Annotated in this window: 15 protein-coding genes; 12 read left to right on the top strand and 3 right to left on the bottom strand. The window is 61.7% G+C overall.

Going from position 1 to position 15,179, the window contains the following annotated elements; translation table 11 throughout:
- Positions 1-63 precede the first annotated feature (63 nt).
- The 9 genes from VH564_RS20190 (at position 64) to VH564_RS20150 (ending at position 9,826) form a co-directional block, all read left to right on the top strand.
- A complete protein-coding gene (locus tag VH564_RS20190) occupies positions 64-519 on the top strand; it encodes an RbsD/FucU family protein (protein ID WP_423341656.1) in 456 nt (151 codons plus the stop codon).
- Positions 520-602: 83 nt separating this feature from the next.
- Positions 603-1,556: a sugar-binding transcriptional regulator gene (locus VH564_RS20185; RefSeq protein ID WP_423341655.1), complete on the top strand. Its 954-nt coding sequence runs from the start codon at positions 603-605 to the stop codon at positions 1,554-1,556.
- A gap of 146 nt (positions 1,557-1,702) precedes the next feature.
- A complete protein-coding gene (locus VH564_RS20180; protein WP_423341654.1) occupies positions 1,703-3,013 on the top strand; it encodes an ABC transporter substrate-binding protein in 1,311 nt (436 codons plus the stop codon).
- A 143-nt stretch (positions 3,014-3,156) separates the two neighbouring features.
- Entirely contained in the window at positions 3,157-4,029 is an 873-nt protein-coding gene (locus VH564_RS20175; protein ID WP_423341653.1) for a carbohydrate ABC transporter permease, read from the top strand.
- A gap of 1 nt (position 4,030) precedes the next feature.
- Positions 4,031-4,861, top strand: coding sequence for a carbohydrate ABC transporter permease (locus VH564_RS20170; RefSeq protein ID WP_423341652.1), 831 nt, complete (start codon positions 4,031-4,033; stop codon positions 4,859-4,861).
- An 18-nt stretch (positions 4,862-4,879) separates the two neighbouring features.
- Positions 4,880-5,884, top strand: coding sequence for an ABC transporter ATP-binding protein (locus VH564_RS20165; RefSeq protein ID WP_423341651.1), 1,005 nt, complete (start codon positions 4,880-4,882; stop codon positions 5,882-5,884).
- Positions 5,885-6,013: 129 nt separating this feature from the next.
- Positions 6,014-7,492, top strand: a complete 1,479-nt coding sequence (locus tag VH564_RS20160; protein WP_423341650.1) for a mannitol dehydrogenase family protein — start codon at positions 6,014-6,016, stop codon at positions 7,490-7,492.
- 58 nt (positions 7,493-7,550) lie between these two features.
- On the top strand, positions 7,551-8,243 hold the full coding sequence (locus VH564_RS20155; RefSeq protein ID WP_423341649.1) for an HAD family hydrolase: 693 nt from the start codon (positions 7,551-7,553) through the stop codon (positions 8,241-8,243).
- On the top strand, positions 8,243-9,826 hold the full coding sequence (locus tag VH564_RS20150) for an FGGY-family carbohydrate kinase (RefSeq protein WP_423341648.1): 1,584 nt from the start codon (positions 8,243-8,245) through the stop codon (positions 9,824-9,826). The genes VH564_RS20155 and VH564_RS20150 overlap by 1 nt, the downstream gene beginning before the upstream one ends.
- Positions 9,827-9,848: 22 nt before the next feature.
- On the opposite strand, the gene VH564_RS20145 is transcribed toward VH564_RS20150, so the two are convergent.
- Positions 9,849-10,700 (bottom strand): MurR/RpiR family transcriptional regulator, encoded by an 852-nt coding sequence (locus tag VH564_RS20145; protein WP_423341647.1) that lies wholly within the window; start codon positions 10,698-10,700, stop codon positions 9,849-9,851.
- 238 nt (positions 10,701-10,938) lie between these two features.
- Here VH564_RS20145 and VH564_RS20140 point away from each other — a divergent pair, with 238 nt between their 5' ends.
- Complete coding sequence (locus VH564_RS20140) at positions 10,939-11,652, top strand: sulfate transporter family protein (protein ID WP_423341646.1); 714 nt, start codon at positions 10,939-10,941, stop codon at positions 11,650-11,652.
- On the opposite strand, the gene nth is transcribed toward VH564_RS20140, so the two are convergent.
- Positions 11,626-12,393: an endonuclease III gene (nth, locus tag VH564_RS20135; protein WP_423341645.1), complete on the bottom strand. Its 768-nt coding sequence runs from the start codon at positions 12,391-12,393 to the stop codon at positions 11,626-11,628. The genes VH564_RS20140 and nth overlap by 27 nt on opposite strands.
- Positions 12,394-12,415: 22 nt before the next feature.
- Between nth and VH564_RS20130 the strand changes: the two genes are divergently transcribed.
- Together VH564_RS20130 and VH564_RS20125 are read left to right on the top strand one after the other, a co-directional pair.
- On the top strand, positions 12,416-12,913 hold the full coding sequence (locus VH564_RS20130) for a DUF2244 domain-containing protein (protein ID WP_423341644.1): 498 nt from the start codon (positions 12,416-12,418) through the stop codon (positions 12,911-12,913).
- A gap of 68 nt (positions 12,914-12,981) precedes the next feature.
- The gene (locus VH564_RS20125) at positions 12,982-13,854 is read left to right on the top strand and encodes a methylated-DNA--[protein]-cysteine S-methyltransferase (protein ID WP_423341643.1); all 873 of its coding nucleotides are present in this window, start codon (positions 12,982-12,984) and stop codon (positions 13,852-13,854) included.
- Between the two features lie 16 nt (positions 13,855-13,870).
- Here the strand turns inward: VH564_RS20125 and VH564_RS20120 are convergent, their stop codons facing one another.
- Entirely contained in the window at positions 13,871-14,863 is a 993-nt protein-coding gene (locus VH564_RS20120; RefSeq protein WP_423341642.1) for a sugar-binding transcriptional regulator, read from the bottom strand.
- Between the last annotated feature and the right edge of the window lie 316 nt (positions 14,864-15,179).

The following is a 15,179-nucleotide window of genomic DNA, read 5'->3' as shown; positions in this document are numbered from 1 at the left end:
TGGAGGGTCGGGTTGCCCCGCCGCCGTTATCTTTTCTACAGAATGCCTGGAGGAGGCCTATTCATGCTCAAGGGAATTTCACCCGCACTCAACGCCGACGTGCTGCACGCTTTGGCGGCGATGGGTCATGGCGACATGCTCGTCATCGTCGACACCAATTTCCCGGCTGAATCGATCGCCCTGCAGACCAGGCTTGGCCGGCTTCTGCGGATCGACAATGTGACCTCGCCGCAGGCTGCTGCCGCCGTCCTGTCGCTGCTGCCGCTGGACACCTTCATCGATGATGCCGCCACCCGTATGGAGGTCGTCGGCTCGCCGGATGAACTGCCGGCCGTTCAAGTCGAAATGCAGGCTGTCATCGATAAGGCCGAAGGCAAGCACTGGCCGCTCGTGTCGGTCGAGCGTTTCGCTTTTTATGAGCGTGCAAAGAGCGCCTATTGCGTCATCCAGACGGGTGAGCGCCGCTTCTATGGCTGCTTCACCCTGACCAAGGGTGTCATTCCGCCGGACGCTGCCTGACGCCGGACCGCTGAGACGGGCCGCGTTGATCCTATCGCTCGTAGGGGTCGGCGCGCAGCAAGCGAAGGCAAGGAGGGGAGCGGATGGCCAGGAAGTCGGAGACACAGGGCAGGCTGGACGACGCCGCGCGTGCCGGCTGGCTCTACTATGTCGCAGGCCGGACGCAGGACGAGATCGCCGCCGCCATGGGGATCTCCCGCCAATCGGCGCAGCGTCTCGTGTCGCTCGCAGTCGCCGAACGGTTGATCAAGGTCCGCCTCGATCACCCGATCGCCGCCTGCCTGCAATTGGCCGCCGATCTGCGCCGCAAGTTCGACCTGCGCCATGTCGAAGTCGTTCCGAGCGATCCTGGATCGACCTCGACGACGGTCGGCATCGCCGAAGCTGCGGCGGCCGAGATCGAGCGTTGGCTGAAGCGGCCCGACCCGATCGTGCTGGCCATCGGCACCGGTCGGACGCTGAAGGCGGCCGTCGATCAGCTGCCGGTTATAGATTGCATGCAGCACCGCGTCGTGTCGCTGACCGGCAATATCGGTCCCGACGGCTCGGCGGCCTATTACAACGTCATCTTCAGCATGGCCGACGCGATCAAGGCGCGGCATTACCCGATGCCCTTGCCGGTGCTGGTTTCCGCCTCGTCTGAGCGCGAACTGCTGCACGCGCAGCCGCTCGTTCGCTCGACGCTCGACATCAGCGCCAAGGCCGACGTTACCTTCGTCGGGATCGGCGAAATGGGCGTCGATGCCCCGCTGTGCGTCGACGGATTCCTCGGCAAGGACGAAATGCTTGCCCTGATGGCGAAGGGCGCCACCGGCGAAATCTGTGGATGGATCTTCGACGGCGAGGGAAATCTCGTCGATAATGCCATCAACGAACGCGTCGCCAGCGCTCCGATCCCCGATCGCGAGGCTTCGACCGTCATCGGAATTGCGAAGGGGCAGCGCAAGCGTCCGGCAGTAAGAGCAGCCTTGATTGGCCGCCAAATCAATGGTTTGATCACCGATGAGGCGACGGCCGAGTTTTTGATCAACGGTTGATGCAACTTTAATCTGTTTTCTTTCAACCACTTATTTTTGCGTTCGGCGTCGCAGCAACGAATAGGCATTGACAACATGTCGCATGCCGTGAGTAATTGCCCTCGAGCTAAGCGAATGCTCATATTTTCTCTTCTGGGAGGAAGACCATGAAATTGAAGACTTTACTGCTGAGCGCATGCTCGGCATTGCTTTTTGCTGGCATCGCGTCTGCAGAGACGCTGACCATTGCCACCGTGAACAACGGCGACATGGTCCGCATGCAGAAACTCACGGATGACTTCAAGACCAAGAACCCCGGCATCGAGCTGCAGTGGGTTACGCTTGAAGAAAACATCCTGCGCCAGAAGGTCACGACCGACATCGCGACCAAGGGTGGCCAGTACGACGTTCTGACGATCGGCACCTATGAAGTTCCGATCTGGGCCAAGCAGGGCTGGCTCCAGCCGCTCGACAATCTCGGTGCAAACTACGATGTGGATGACCTTCTTCCGGCAATCCGCAGCGGCCTGACCACGGACGGCAAGCTCTATGCAGCGCCGTTCTACGGCGAAAGCTCGATGGTCATGTATCGCAAGGACCTTTTCGAAAAGGCCGGCCTGAAGATGCCTGATGCCCCGACCTGGGACTTCATCGCGGACGCAGCCAAGAAGATCACCGACAAAAAGGGCGAAGTCTACGGCATCTGCCTTCGTGGCAAGGCCGGCTGGGGCGAGAACATGGCTTTCCTGACAGCCATGTCCAACTCCTTCGGCGCGCGTTGGTTCGACGAAAAATGGGCAGCCCAGTTCGATCAGCCTGAGTGGAAGAAGACCCTCGAATTCTACGTCAAGATGATGAAGGAAGACGGACCTCCCGGTGCATCTTCCAACGGCTTCAACGAGAACCTCGCCCTGTTCCAGACCGGCAAGTGCGGCATGTGGATCGACGCAACCGTCGCTGCATCCTTCGTTTCCGATCCGAAGCAGTCCAAGGTTGCCGACAAGGTCGGTTTTGCGCTCGCTCCTGACAACGGTCTCGGCAAGCGCGGCAACTGGCTGTGGGCCTGGAACCTCGCCATCCCGGCTGGCTCGAAGAAGACGGAAGCTGCCGAGAAGTTCGTCGCCTGGGCAACCAGCAAGGAGTACACGAACCTTGTTGCTGAAAAGGAAGGCTGGCTGAATGCACCTCCCGGTACCCGCAAGTCGCTCTATGCGAATGCCGATTACCAGAAGGCAGCACCTTTCGCGAAGATGACGCTGGACAGCATCAACTCGGCTGATCCGACCCATCCGACCGTCAAGCCGGTTCCCTATGTCGGCGTGCAGTTCGTCGCCATCCCTGAATTCCAGGGCATCGGCACTGCCGTTGGCCAGCAGTTCTCTGCAGCGCTTGCCGGCCAGGTCACCGTCGATCAGGCCCTGAAGAGCGCCCAGGCACTGACGACCCGCGAAATGAAGAAGGCCGGCTATCCTAAGTGATATGCCGACTGCGCTAAGGAGCGGGGGCGCATCTTGCGCCTCCCTCCCACCGGCCGCCGATCGCCTCTACCGAGCCTTGGCGGCCCTTTAATTTCCGCTGTTGCGGCCACTCTCCCCGCTTCTAGACAAGATTGGTCCTTTCCATGGCGACCTTACAGACCCGTTCCGCTGCCCGTCTCATGATGACGCCGTCCGTCGTTCTTCTCTTGCTGTGGTCGCTCGTGCCATTGGCGATGACGATCTACTTCTCGACGCTGAACTACAATCTGCTGATGCCGGGCGAGCATCCCTTTGTCGGCTTCGACAACTATTATTACTTCCTGACGGATCCGGCCTTCTTCTCGGCGCTGTTCAACACGCTGCTGCTGGTGGGCGGCGCGTTGCTCATCACGATTGTCGGCGGCATTGCTTTCGCGCTGCTGCTGAACCAGCCAATGTTCGGCCAAGGCATCGTCCGTATCCTCGTCATCGCGCCGTTCTTCGTCATGCCGACAGTGGCAGCGCTGATCTGGAAAAACATGTTCATGAACCCGGTGAACGGGTTGTTCGCCTACGCGGCCAAGGCAGTCGGCCTCGAACCCTTCGACTTCCTCGCCAATGCGCCGCTCGCCTCGGTGATCGTTATCGTCGCCTGGCAGTGGCTGCCCTTTGCGACGCTGATCATGCTGACCGCCCTGCAGTCGCTGGATGAGGAGCAGCAGGAAGCCGCCGAGATGGACGGCGCCGGCATCGTGTCGAAGTTCATCTACATCGTCCTTCCCCACATGGCCCGTGCCATTACCGTCGTCATCCTGATCGAGACTATCTTCCTGCTCTCCGTCTTTGCGGAAATCCTCGTCACCACGAACGGCGGTCCGGGCACAGACAGCACGAACCTGACCTACCTAGTCTATTCGCAGGCTCTTCTGCAGTTCGACATCGGCGGCGCATCGGCAGGCGGTATCGTCGCCGTGGTGCTCGCCAACATTGTCGCTATCTTCCTCGTCCGCATCGTCGGCAAGAATCTGGAGGCTTGAGATGGCTCGCAGTGTTTCCACCCGCCAAAAGGTCATCGTTTCCGTCGTCGCCTGGGCGCTCGGTCTCCTGATCTTCTTCCCGATCCTGTGGACCTTCATCACCAGCTTCAAGTCGGAAGGCGATGCCGTCGCTTCGCCGCCGCTGTTCCTGTTCTTCCACTGGACGACGGAAAACTATGTGGAAGTGCAGTCGCGCTCCGACTACTTCCTGCATTTCTCGAACTCGGTCATCATAGCCGTCGGCTCCACCATCCTCGGCCTGATCATCGCCGTTCCCGCCGCCTGGGCGATGGCGTTTTCGCCGACCAAGCGGACCAAGGACGTCCTGATGTGGATGCTGTCCACCAAGATGATGCCGCCGGTCGGTGCCCTCATTCCGATCTATCTGCTCTTCCAGGCCACCGGTCTGCTCGACAGCCGCATCGGCCTCGTGGCGGTGATGACGCTGATCAACCTGCCGATCATCGTCTGGATGCTCTACACCTACTTCAAGGAAATTCCGGGCGAGATCCTGGAAGCGGCCCGCATGGACGGCGCCACCCTGATGAAGGAAATCATCTACGTGCTGACGCCGATGGCGGTGCCGGGCATTGCATCGACCTTGCTGCTCAACGTCATTCTCGCCTGGAACGAAGCATTCTGGACGCTCAACCTGACGGCATCGCAGGCCGCGCCGCTGACCGCCTTCATCGCCTCCTACTCGAGCCCCGAAGGCCTGTTCTACGCAAAGCTTTCGGCCGCCTCGACCATGGCGATCGCACCGATCCTGATCCTCGGCTGGTTCAGTCAAAAACAACTCGTTCGCGGCCTGACCTTCGGCGCGGTCAAATAAGATATCTGGGAGAGAACCATGGGCAGCATTACCCTTCAGAAGGTTTCGAAGGTCTTTGGCGAAGCCAAAGTCATTCCTTCCATCGACCTTGAAATCAAGGACGGCGAATTCGTCGTTTTCGTCGGCCCGTCCGGATGCGGCAAGTCGACCTTGCTCCGCTTGATCGCCGGTCTCGAGGACGTCTCCGGCGGCAAGATCATCATCGACGGCAAGGACGGCACGAGCCTCGGCCCTTCCGAGCGCGGTCTTGCCATGGTGTTCCAGTCCTATGCGCTCTATCCGCATATGAGCGTGCGCAGCAACATAGCCTTCCCGCTGAAGATGGCAGGCATGGCCAAGGACGAGATCGACCGCAAGGTGGCGGAAGCAGCCCGCGTGCTGAACCTCACGGATTATCTCGACCGCAAGCCGCGCATGCTGTCCGGTGGCCAGCGCCAGCGCGTTGCCATCGGCCGCGCCATCGTCCGCCAGCCGTCGGCCTTCCTGTTCGACGAACCCCTGTCGAACCTCGATGCGGCGCTGCGCGTCAACATGCGCCTCGAAATCAGCGAACTGCACCAGCAGCTGAAGACGACCATGGTCTACGTCACCCACGACCAGGTCGAAGCCATGACCATGGCCGACAAGATCGTCGTGCTCAACCGCGGCAACATCGAACAGGTCGGCTCGCCGATGGAGCTCTACAAGAACCCGGCCAACCTTTTCGTTGCCGGCTTCATCGGCTCGCCGAAGATGAATTTCGTCACCGGCGTCTATGCCGAGCCCTTCGGCGCGCCGACGGTTGGCGTGCGGCCTGAGCATATCCTGCTGTCGACGGAGAGCGGCGTGTGGCAAGGCAAGGTCATCGTCGCCGAGCACCTCGGCTCCGACACCTTTCTGCACGTGGATGTCGAAGGCATCGGCCATATCACGGCGCGCGGCACCGGCGAATTCCCGGTCAAGGCCGGCGAAACCGTCTACATGACCCCGGACCGCAGCCGCGTCCACCGGTTCGACGACAAGGGACTGGCAATGGCCTCCTGAGGCCAGCCGCGCGAAACCCATCGACGACCGACATTGCCTGCCCGGGCGAAAACGCCCGGGTCGCGTAGAGGCCGATGGCCCCCCAAGGACCATCCGGACCACCAAGACCTTTCAGAAGGACTTCTGACAATGACCAAACTCTCGCTGGCCACCCTGAAAGAGGTATCGGCAACCGCTGCGATCCCGGCTTATGACCGGTCTCAGCTGTCGGCCGGCATCGTCCATTTCGGCGTCGGCAATTTCCACCGTGCCCACCAGGCCGTCTATCTCGACGATTTGTTCAATGTCGGAGAAGACCATGACTGGGCCATCATCGGCGCCGGCATGCTGCCATCGGATGCCAGCATGCGCGAAAAGCTGGCGGCGCAGGATTTCCTGACCACCGTCGTCGAGCAGGACAACAATGCGACCTCCGCCCGCGTCACCGGCCCGATGATCGACATCCTGCCGGTCGGCGACAGCAAGGCGATCATCGCGAAGCTTTCCGACCCGGCGATCCGGATCGTCTCGATGACCATCACCGAGGGCGGTTACTTCATCGACGCCTCCGGCAAGTTCAATCCCGCCCATCCGGCCATCGTTGCCGACGGGGAGAACCCGAACGAGCCGAAGACCGTCTTCGGCCTGATCGTCGCCGGGCTCAATGCCCGCAAGGACAAGGGCCTGGTGTCCTTCACCGTCATGTCCTGCGACAACATTCCGCACAACGGCGTCGTCGCCACCAATGCCGTCGTCGGTACGGCGCGGCTCTCCGATCCGGACCTGGCCGACTGGATCAAGGCGAATGTCGCCTTCCCGAACGCCATGGTCGACCGCATCACGCCGGCGACAGGCCAGCGCGAGATCGATCTTCTGACGGATGTCTTCAGCATCGAGGACAACTGGCCGGTCTATTGCGAAGAGTTCAAGCAGTGGGTGCTGGAGGACAAGTTCACGGCAGGCCGCCCGGCTCTCGAAAAGGTCGGCGTCACCTTCGTGCCCGATGTCACGCCCTACGAGCATATGAAGATCCGCATCCTCAATGGCGGACATGCGGCGATCGCCTATCCGGCGGCGCTGATGGATATCCATTTCGTGCATGACTCGATGGAAGATCCGCTGATCCGCGCATTTCTGGCCAAGCTCGAGAACGAGGAGATCATTCCGATCGTGCCGCCGGTGCCGAACACGGTGCTGAAGGACTATTTCGAGCTGATCGAGCATCGCCTGCTGAACCCGAAGATCGCCGACACCATTCCGCGCCTGGCGCAGGACGGCTCCAACCGCCAGCCGAAGTTCATCCTTCCGTCGACGCTCGACAATCTGGCTGCGGGCAGGGACATCGTCGGCCTGTCGCTGGTCTCGGCGCTATGGTGCCGCTATTTCGCCGGCACGACCGACAGCGGCAAGGAGATCGCCTTCAACGATGCCAGCGCCGACCGCCTGCACAAGGCGGCGCTCGAGGCTAAGACCAATCCAGCGGCCTTCCTCGCCTTCGACGACATCTTCGGCGAAGTGGCGAAGTCCGAGCTGTTCCGCAAGCGCTTTGCCCATGCGCTGAAGACATTGTGGGAAAAGGGCACGCGCGAGACGCTGCAGCTTTACCTCGACAACAAACTGGCGGATTAGCCATGGGGCCGGCGTGCGATAACGCCGGCCTATAGATGGGTGAAGGTGGACCGCCAAAATGACTGACGCGGATAATGGACTGGTCATCTTCGACTGCGACGGTGTCTTGGTCGACAGCGAACCGCTGTCGATCGCGGTCCTCGTCCAGGCGATGCGCGACACCGGCATTGAAATCGATGAGGAGGGCGCCTATCAGCGCTTTCTCGGCAAGAGCCTGGCGACGCTGATCGATACGCTGGAGACGGAATTCAACGTCTTTGCCGACCAGGCCTTCCTCGATCGCATCCGCGAGGATCTCTATACTAGGTTCCGCGCGGAGTTGCAGCCCATCGCTGGCATCAGCGACACGCTGAACGTTCTGCCAATGCGTCGCTGCGTGGCGTCTTCAAGCCAGCTCGAGCGCATTAAGCTGTCGCTAAGTCTGACCGGCCTGTTGGAAAGGCTGGAACCGCATATCTTCAGTGCCAGCATGGTCAAGCGTGGCAAGCCAGCGCCGGACCTCTTTCTCTATGCGGCCCAGCAGATGGGCGTGTCGCCGGAACACTGCATCGTCGTTGAGGATAGCCCGGCCGGGATCATGGCCGCCCGGGCAGCAGGAATGACCGTCTTTGCCTTCACCGGCGGATCGCATGCGAGCTCTGCCCACTACCGTGCCGAATTGACACGGCTAGCACCGGAAGTGGTGTTTGACGCCATGCCGGATTTGATACACCTTGTCCAAAAAGTAAGAATGGACGGGACCAAGCCTTAATGCGCGATCACGTGATGGCGGTCGATATCGGCACGAGCAGCGCGCGCGCCGGCGTGTTCGATTCGCGTGGCCGGATGCTCGGCAAGGGCGAGCACCTGATCCTCATGAACCGACCCCGCGAAAATCACGCCGAACATAGCTCCGAGGATATCTGGTCGGCGGTATGCAGGGCCGTCAGAGCCGCACGGGCCGCCTCCGGCTTGCCTGCCTCGGCGATTGGCGCCATCGGCTTCGATGCCACCTGCTCGCTTGTGGTGCGCGACCGGGACGGCCAGCCGCTGACAGTTTCGACATCAGGTGAGGCGCGATTCGATACCATCGTCTGGCTCGATCACCGGGCGCTGGAGGAAGCCGATTTCTGCACGGCCACCGGCCACGCGGTTCTCGAGCATTCCGGCCAGTTCATGTCGCCGGAAATGGAAATGCCGAAGCTGATGTGGCTGAAGAAGAACCTGCCGCAGAGCTGGGCAAGGAGCGGCTATTTCTTCGACCTCGCCGATTTCATGACATGGAAGTGCTCGGGATCACTGGCGCGCTCGCGATGCACATTGACTGCCAAGTGGAACTATCTCGCGCACCGCAGCGCGGGCTGGCAAGCCGACTTCCTCGCGCTGATCGGCCTTTCCGATCTGCGGGAAAGGGGGCAACTTCCGGAGGAGACGGTTCCGGTCGGTTCCAGCGTCGGCACCTTGACGGCCGATGCGGCTGAAGCGCTCGGTCTTAATGTCGACTGCCAGGTCGCCGCCGGTCTGATCGACGCCTATGCCGGTGCGCTGGGCGCGCTCGGAGGCTATGCCGAGAACCCGGCGGGGCTCGAACGCCAGCTGGCTCTGATTGCGGGGACGTCGAGCTGCATCGTCGCGTTTTCGCGGGAACGCAAGCCGAGCGCGGGGCTTTGGGGTCCCTATTTCGAGGCTGTCTATCCGAATACCTGGCTGGTCGAAGCCGGTCAGTCGGCCACCGGCGCGCTGCTCGATCACATCGTTCGCATGCATGCCGCCGGCGGCGAGCCGACCGCCGCCCTACACCTGGCAATCGTGGCGCGGATTGCCGAACTGCGGGCGGTCGAGGGCGAAGCCTTTGGCGCTCGCATCCATGTCCTGCCGGATTTTCACGGCAATCGCTCGCCGATGGCAGACCCACACGCAGTCGGTGTCATCAGCGGCCTGACGCTGGACGCCTCCTTCGACGGGCTGTGCCGGCTCTACTGGCGCAGCTGCGTCGGCATCGCGCTCGGCATTCGCCATATCCTCGAGAAGATGCGCGGATACGGCTATGTCCCGGACACGCTTCACGTTGCCGGCGGGCATGTGAAGAATGCGGCGCTGATGGAACTCTATGCCGATGTGACGGGCTGTACTGTCGTTGTCCCCGAGATGCAGGAAGCGGTGCTGCTCGGGACGGCGATGACGGCCTCGGTCGCCTGTGGCTTGCACGGGTCGCTGACGTCGGCCGGCAACGCGATGTGTTCGGGCGGCTCGAGGCGCCAACCGGATCCGACACGGAAGGCGGGCTATGAACGGGACTACCGGTCATTCCTGGCGATGTACCGCCACCGCGCCGAGCTTGAGGGCATGGCATAACGCCAGACTGCGGCTGTCCGTTCTATCGCGCAGGGGCCTCGGCAAACATGTTTTCGAGCTCCGCCAGGCGCCGGCCGCGCAGTTCGGCGCTTTGACCTGCGGCATGGATGACGGCTGTCGCCAGAAACTCGAGGAGGGCCGCGATTGCCGTTACATTGTCACGCGGCCCGATGCGCGGCGGCGGCAGCGACAGCGTCATGTTGGCGAACTCATGCGCCCATTCGGTATATTGGCTGGTGACAAGCAAAACCTTGAGGCCGGATCGGCGCGCCGATCGGGCAAGCAGCCGGGACTTCGCGAAACGGTAGCTGTCGATGATGATCATCAGTGAATCGCTGGTCGACGGGGCCAGCAGTTCCATGTAGGTCGCCGTCCCGTTGCCGGCCATCCGGACGTTGTCGCGGGCGATACCCAACCGATCGCAGAAATATTGTCCGACCGGGCAGGTCTGATGGGAGGCCACGAAAACATCGCTGGCTGCCAGGATCGAGCCCACCGCGTCGGTCCACTGCGGCTGGGCCGAGAGGTTGTAGATGTGGTGCAGCATGTCCAGTTGCTCGGCCATCAGCGCTGCCAAGGGATGTCCGGCTGCGGCTTCCTCGTGAAGCTGTTCCATCGTGGCCGGGTGCTTGTTGGCCGAAGTCGACGGCACCGTTTCTCGTAGATGCACCTTGAAGCCGTCCAAGCCTTGATATCCAAGCGCCCGCAGGAAGCGCCCGACGGTCATCGGGCTCAATTCCAACCGGTCGGCAACGGATGAGGCAGTCTCGTAAGGCAACTCGCTCAGGTGATCCGAAAAGTATCGCGCAATGCGTCGCTCGGCCGGAGTTCCTGATTTCATGTATTGTCTAAGCTTTTGGCCAAGATCGTCCATTCTGCCTCGCACTGTTGTTGCGCCAGTGTTTCTTCAACATAACAATGGCGCACGAACTTTCATAATCCGCGTATTCGTCAAACCGAATGTTCTATTCCATCGTGGGTCGACTTTATATTAGTGTAGTCTTTATTACAACCTGCGTGTGCTAAGTGTTGGATGTTTTCAGCGTCGCCGCTTGCCAGTGCAAGCGGGCCTTCTTATTTTCAGGCCCAAAGTGACACCCGGGAACCCATCCATGATCATCGATTCTGCTCGTCTGGCCCTTGCCAACCTCCTGTCGCCAGCTCTGCGCCAGTTGGTCTGGAAAGTTCTGGGCGTTACCATCCTCGTGCTGCTTTTCCTATATTTCGCACTGCAGGCGGTCGTGGCTTCTTACGGCGTGCCGCTGCTTCATCATTTCTTCACAGGCGTACCCGCTTGGGCCGATTGGGTGGCTGTCGCGGCCGCCGCTATCATTGGTCTGGGTGCTGCGTTTCTCCTGGCGCCTGTCAGTGCGATCATCGCCGGCTTCTACCTCGACGATGTCGCCGCCGTGGTCGAACGCCAGGACTATCCCCAGGATCCACCCGGTCAAGCCATGCCTTTTGGGCCTGCCATGATAAGCTCGATCAAGTTCCTCGGCGTGCTTATCGTCGGCAACCTGATAGCGCTTATTCTTCTGTTGGTGCCGGGCGTCAATCTGGTGGCGTTTTTCCTGGTTAACGGCTACTTACTCGGGCGCGAGTTTTTTGAATTCGCGGCCAGCCGTTTCCGTTCGCCCCAGCAGGCCCGCAACTTCCGCAAGAAGCATGCCTCGACCGTGTTCCTGGCCGGGTTGCTGATTGCCGCCTTCCTGGCCGTTCCGCTTCTCAATCTGCTGACGCCGCTGTTTGCGGGGGCAATGATGGTGCATCTGCACAAGCGGTTGACGCTGCGCGACCCGCTATTCTCCGACGATCTGCGGCGGTAGCGGCACCAGCGGCGCGGGAATGTCGCAGCTCTTTTCCGGCGCGCGACAGAGGTCGGCGATGATGCAATGTTCGCATTCCGGGCGCCGGGCCTTGCAGACATAGCGTCCATGCAGGATCAGCCAGTGGTGGGCGTGGTAGAGGTAGCGGTCGGGAATGACCTTCATCAACCGCTGCTCGACCTCGTCGGGCGTTTTGCCGGGCGCAAGGCGGATGCGATTGCCGATGCGGAAGATATGGGTGTCGACGGCCATGGTCGACTGTCCGAAGGCCATGGACAGCACGACATTGGCGGTCTTGCGGCCAACGCCGGGCAGCGTCATCAGTTCCTCGCGGGTCTGCGGCACTTCGCCGTCGAAATCGCTGATAAGCTTGGCCGACAGGGCAACGACGTTCTTCGCCTTGTTGCGGTAGAGGCCGATCGTGCGGATATAGTCGCGGATGCGCTCTTCGCCGAGGTCGAGCATCTTCTGGGGTGTGTCGGCGGCGGCAAACAGCGCCCGCGTCGCCTTGTTGACGCCGATGTCGGTTGCTTGTGCCGACAGCGCCACGGCAACCACCAGCGTGAACGGATTGACGTGCTCGAGTTCGCCCTTCGGCTCGGGCCGCTGGATCGAGAATCGCCGGAAGATTTCCTCGATCTCGGCTTTCGAATAGACGCTGCGAACTGAGGGCTTGCGACCCGCTGTCGCAACGGGCCTTTTCGGCGCCGGCAGGCCGGATTTGATCTTGGGATTTGCCATTTACGACCTATAATCACCTCCCATGATCGAAGGCAACGGCGGTACGCCGGAGGAGAAGCTGGTTTTTGCAGCGGAACTGTTTCCCCATCGTTCGCTTGGGCGCAAGGGGTTTACGGTTCTGCTGGTCACGGCTGCCTTGGTTTGCTTTTCCTACGGCGCGTTGTTCGTACTCAGGGGGGCCTGGCCGATCGGCTTGTTCCTGGGGTTCGACTTCCTTCTGCTCTCCGGTGCCTTCTGGCTGAACTATCGGGCCGGCCGGGTGCGCGAGGAAGTGCGGGTGTCACGCACCGACGTGTCCATCCGCAAGGTGCTGCCATCCGGTCGCGCCATCGAGCACCGGTTCAATCCTTTCCGGCTGCGCTTCCTGGTGCGGCGCGAACCTGGCATCGGCATCCGCTCGATGCATGTCTCGGGCGAGGGGCGGCAGGCGGATGTCGGTGCCTTTCTCAATCCGGAAGACCGGGAGAGCTTTGCCAAGGCCTTCCGGGCGGCGCTTTCGACGGTGACGCGGCGGATTTAGACCATCCGGCAAGAAACGGGTGGCAAGTCGCCTGCGGAACGGCCATCCTTGTCCCAAGGAGACCGACCATGACCTTAGCCCCGATGCTTGCGACCGATATCACCCCTGAAGGCCCCGATTACGACGTCGTGCGTGGGGTCATCGAGTTGATCACAGAGGATTACCGCGAACAGCCGTCGCTGGAGGATCTGGCTTTGAGGCTCGCGCAATCTCCCACCCAGTTGCAGAAGACCTTCACGCGCTGGGCAGGGCTGTCGCCGAAAGCGTTTCTGCAAGCCGTGACGCTCGACCACGCCAAGCGCTTGCTGCGCCAGGACGATCTGCCGCTGCTCGAGGCCTCGATCGAGGTCGGGCTTTCCGGCCCGAGCCGGCTGCACGATCTCTTCGTAACGCATGAGGCGATGTCGCCGGGCGAGTGGAAGGCGAGGGGCGGCGGACTGACCATCCGCTATGGTTTCCATGCCTCGCCGTTCGGGGTGGCGCTCGTGATGATCACCGATCGCGGGCTTGCGGGTCTGGCGTTCAGCGACGGTGGCGACGAGGTTGCTTGTCTTGCGGACATGACCTGCCGCTGGCCTAAAGCGAGTTATGTCGAGGACAGCATGGCGACCCTGCCCTTTGCCAGGCGAATCTTCGAGCCGGGCCAGTGGTCGCCGGAGCAGCCGCTGCGCGTGGTTCTGATCGGGTCGGATTTCCAGGTGCGGGTTTGGGAAAGCCTGCTGAAGATCCCCTTCGGCAGGGCAGTGACCTATTCCGATGTCGCGCGCGATATCGGTCAGCCGACGGCGATGCGGGCGGTCGGAGCGGCGATCGGGCGCAACCCGATCTCCTTTGTCGTTCCGTGCCATCGTGCACTCGGCAAGGGGGGCGCCCTGACCGGCTATCATTGGGGGCTGACCCGCAAGCGGGCCATGCTCGGCTGGGAGGCCGGCAAGGCGTAAGATCAACGGCGCGAGGTCAGGCAGCCTCCGGCTTCTCGACGCGGGCGAGCAAGGCCTGGGCGGCACTTTCATCCGTGATCAGCGTGTTGCAGCCGATCCGCTTGATGGTGGCGTGGATGGCGGTTGCCCGGTGGGCGCCGCCGCAGGCGAGTACGATGTGCCTGGCCTTCTTCAGCGTGTCCAGATCGACGGACATCACCCGGCTGTTGATCGTATGGTCGACGGAATTGCCGTCCGCGTCGAGAAAGTTGAACATGGTGTCGCAGACGCAGCCGGCGGCGATCAGCTCGTCGAGCTCGGCCTTGGAGATGAAGCCTTCCGAGAGCGAGGTCGAGTGCGGGCCGATATCGCCGCAGCTGACGATGGCCAGATCGAGCGTCTCGGCGAGGCGATAGATCGCCTCGAGCCCGCATTTCTCGATGAGGTTGCGCTTGGTTTCGATCGAATCGACCAGCAGCGGGGCCAGGAACATGTAGCATTCGGCGCCGAGCTGGCTCGCCAGCCGCCAGGTATAGTCGATCGGGTTCGTCTGCTGCACGGCGACGATGCCGCCCAGCAGCGAGACGACCTTGCAGTTGTCGCGACGCGGCGGGCGGAAGCTGCCGAGCGAGGCCGTCATTGTCCGGCCCCAGCCGACTCCGATCGTATAATCGTCGGGAATGGCTTCCGTCAGGAACTGCCCGAGCGCCAGTCCGACGCACTTTGCCTGGGCATCGACCCCGCCGCCCGCAGGCGTCGGCACGACGATCGCCTCGTCGAGGCCGAAGGCGCGCTCCAGCTTGATCGAAAGCTCGACGCAGTCCTCGATGCCTTCGTTGATCCAGATCTGCACCTCGTTGCGCCGACGCGCTTCGTCGAGCAGGCGGATGACGGTGGTGCGGCTGATGCCAAGTTGCTCGGCGACATCCTTCTGTGTCAGACTCTGGTTATAATAGAGCCATGCCGCCCGCAGCCGGAGCGATGCCGTTTCCGAATAGGCGGTATGGGTTCCACGTCTGAGCTTGGCCATGAGTCCTCCGGACTGTTACGCCGCCGAGAGTCGCCACCGAGCTAGGAACGGCGGCGGTCGCGTCTTCAGTTGGTCCAGCGACCCCGGCTTTGATGGGTGATATTGGGCGACATGAGACTTATGTCAATTGAAATGCACAAATGTCCTTGACTTTTCGTTGCCAGAGAGGCGATAGTCGGTGCGGAAATTGGATCGTTTGTCCGGCGAGGAGGGCAATGTGCTGGCAGTCTTTCGTCGTCGCGCCGGATCCCCAACGGCGAGATGCGGACATCGTTCCCGACTTGCCTCATCCATGCCGGGCGGCATAAGCTGTGCC

The sequence above is a fragment of the Rhizobium sp. HT1-10 genome, assembly GCF_049472505.1.
Classification (GTDB): domain Bacteria; phylum Pseudomonadota; class Alphaproteobacteria; order Rhizobiales; family Rhizobiaceae; genus Rhizobium.
Note: the sequence above shows the minus strand (reverse complement) of the source record. Positions and strands in the feature narration are given on the sequence as shown.

What these genes read in the sequence shown, in the direction of transcription:
- VH564_RS20165 (WP_423341651.1), top strand. Translation starts at nt 4,880, where the DNA reads ATGGGCAGCATTACCCTTCAGAAGGTTTCGAAGGTCTTTGGCGAAGCC.
- VH564_RS20130 (WP_423341644.1), top strand. Translation starts at nt 12,416, where the DNA reads ATGATCGAAGGCAACGGCGGTACGCCGGAGGAGAAGCTGGTTTTTGCA.
- VH564_RS20120 (WP_423341642.1), bottom strand. Translation starts at nt 14,863, where the DNA reads ATGGCCAAGCTCAGACGTGGAACCCATACCGCCTATTCGGAAACGGCA.
- VH564_RS20125 (WP_423341643.1), top strand. Translation starts at nt 12,982, where the DNA reads ATGACCTTAGCCCCGATGCTTGCGACCGATATCACCCCTGAAGGCCCC.
- VH564_RS20185 (WP_423341655.1), top strand. Translation starts at nt 603, where the DNA reads ATGGCCAGGAAGTCGGAGACACAGGGCAGGCTGGACGACGCCGCGCGT.
- VH564_RS20150 (WP_423341648.1), top strand. Translation starts at nt 8,243, where the DNA reads ATGCGCGATCACGTGATGGCGGTCGATATCGGCACGAGCAGCGCGCGC.
- VH564_RS20155 (WP_423341649.1), top strand. Translation starts at nt 7,551, where the DNA reads ATGACTGACGCGGATAATGGACTGGTCATCTTCGACTGCGACGGTGTC.
- VH564_RS20145 (WP_423341647.1), bottom strand. Translation starts at nt 10,700, where the DNA reads ATGGACGATCTTGGCCAAAAGCTTAGACAATACATGAAATCAGGAACT.
- VH564_RS20160 (WP_423341650.1), top strand. Translation starts at nt 6,014, where the DNA reads ATGACCAAACTCTCGCTGGCCACCCTGAAAGAGGTATCGGCAACCGCT.
- nth (WP_423341645.1), bottom strand. Translation starts at nt 12,393, where the DNA reads ATGGCAAATCCCAAGATCAAATCCGGCCTGCCGGCGCCGAAAAGGCCC.
- VH564_RS20170 (WP_423341652.1), top strand. Translation starts at nt 4,031, where the DNA reads ATGGCTCGCAGTGTTTCCACCCGCCAAAAGGTCATCGTTTCCGTCGTC.
- VH564_RS20190 (WP_423341656.1), top strand. Translation starts at nt 64, where the DNA reads ATGCTCAAGGGAATTTCACCCGCACTCAACGCCGACGTGCTGCACGCT.
- VH564_RS20140 (WP_423341646.1), top strand. Translation starts at nt 10,939, where the DNA reads ATGATCATCGATTCTGCTCGTCTGGCCCTTGCCAACCTCCTGTCGCCA.
- VH564_RS20175 (WP_423341653.1), top strand. Translation starts at nt 3,157, where the DNA reads ATGGCGACCTTACAGACCCGTTCCGCTGCCCGTCTCATGATGACGCCG.
- VH564_RS20180 (WP_423341654.1), top strand. Translation starts at nt 1,703, where the DNA reads ATGAAATTGAAGACTTTACTGCTGAGCGCATGCTCGGCATTGCTTTTT.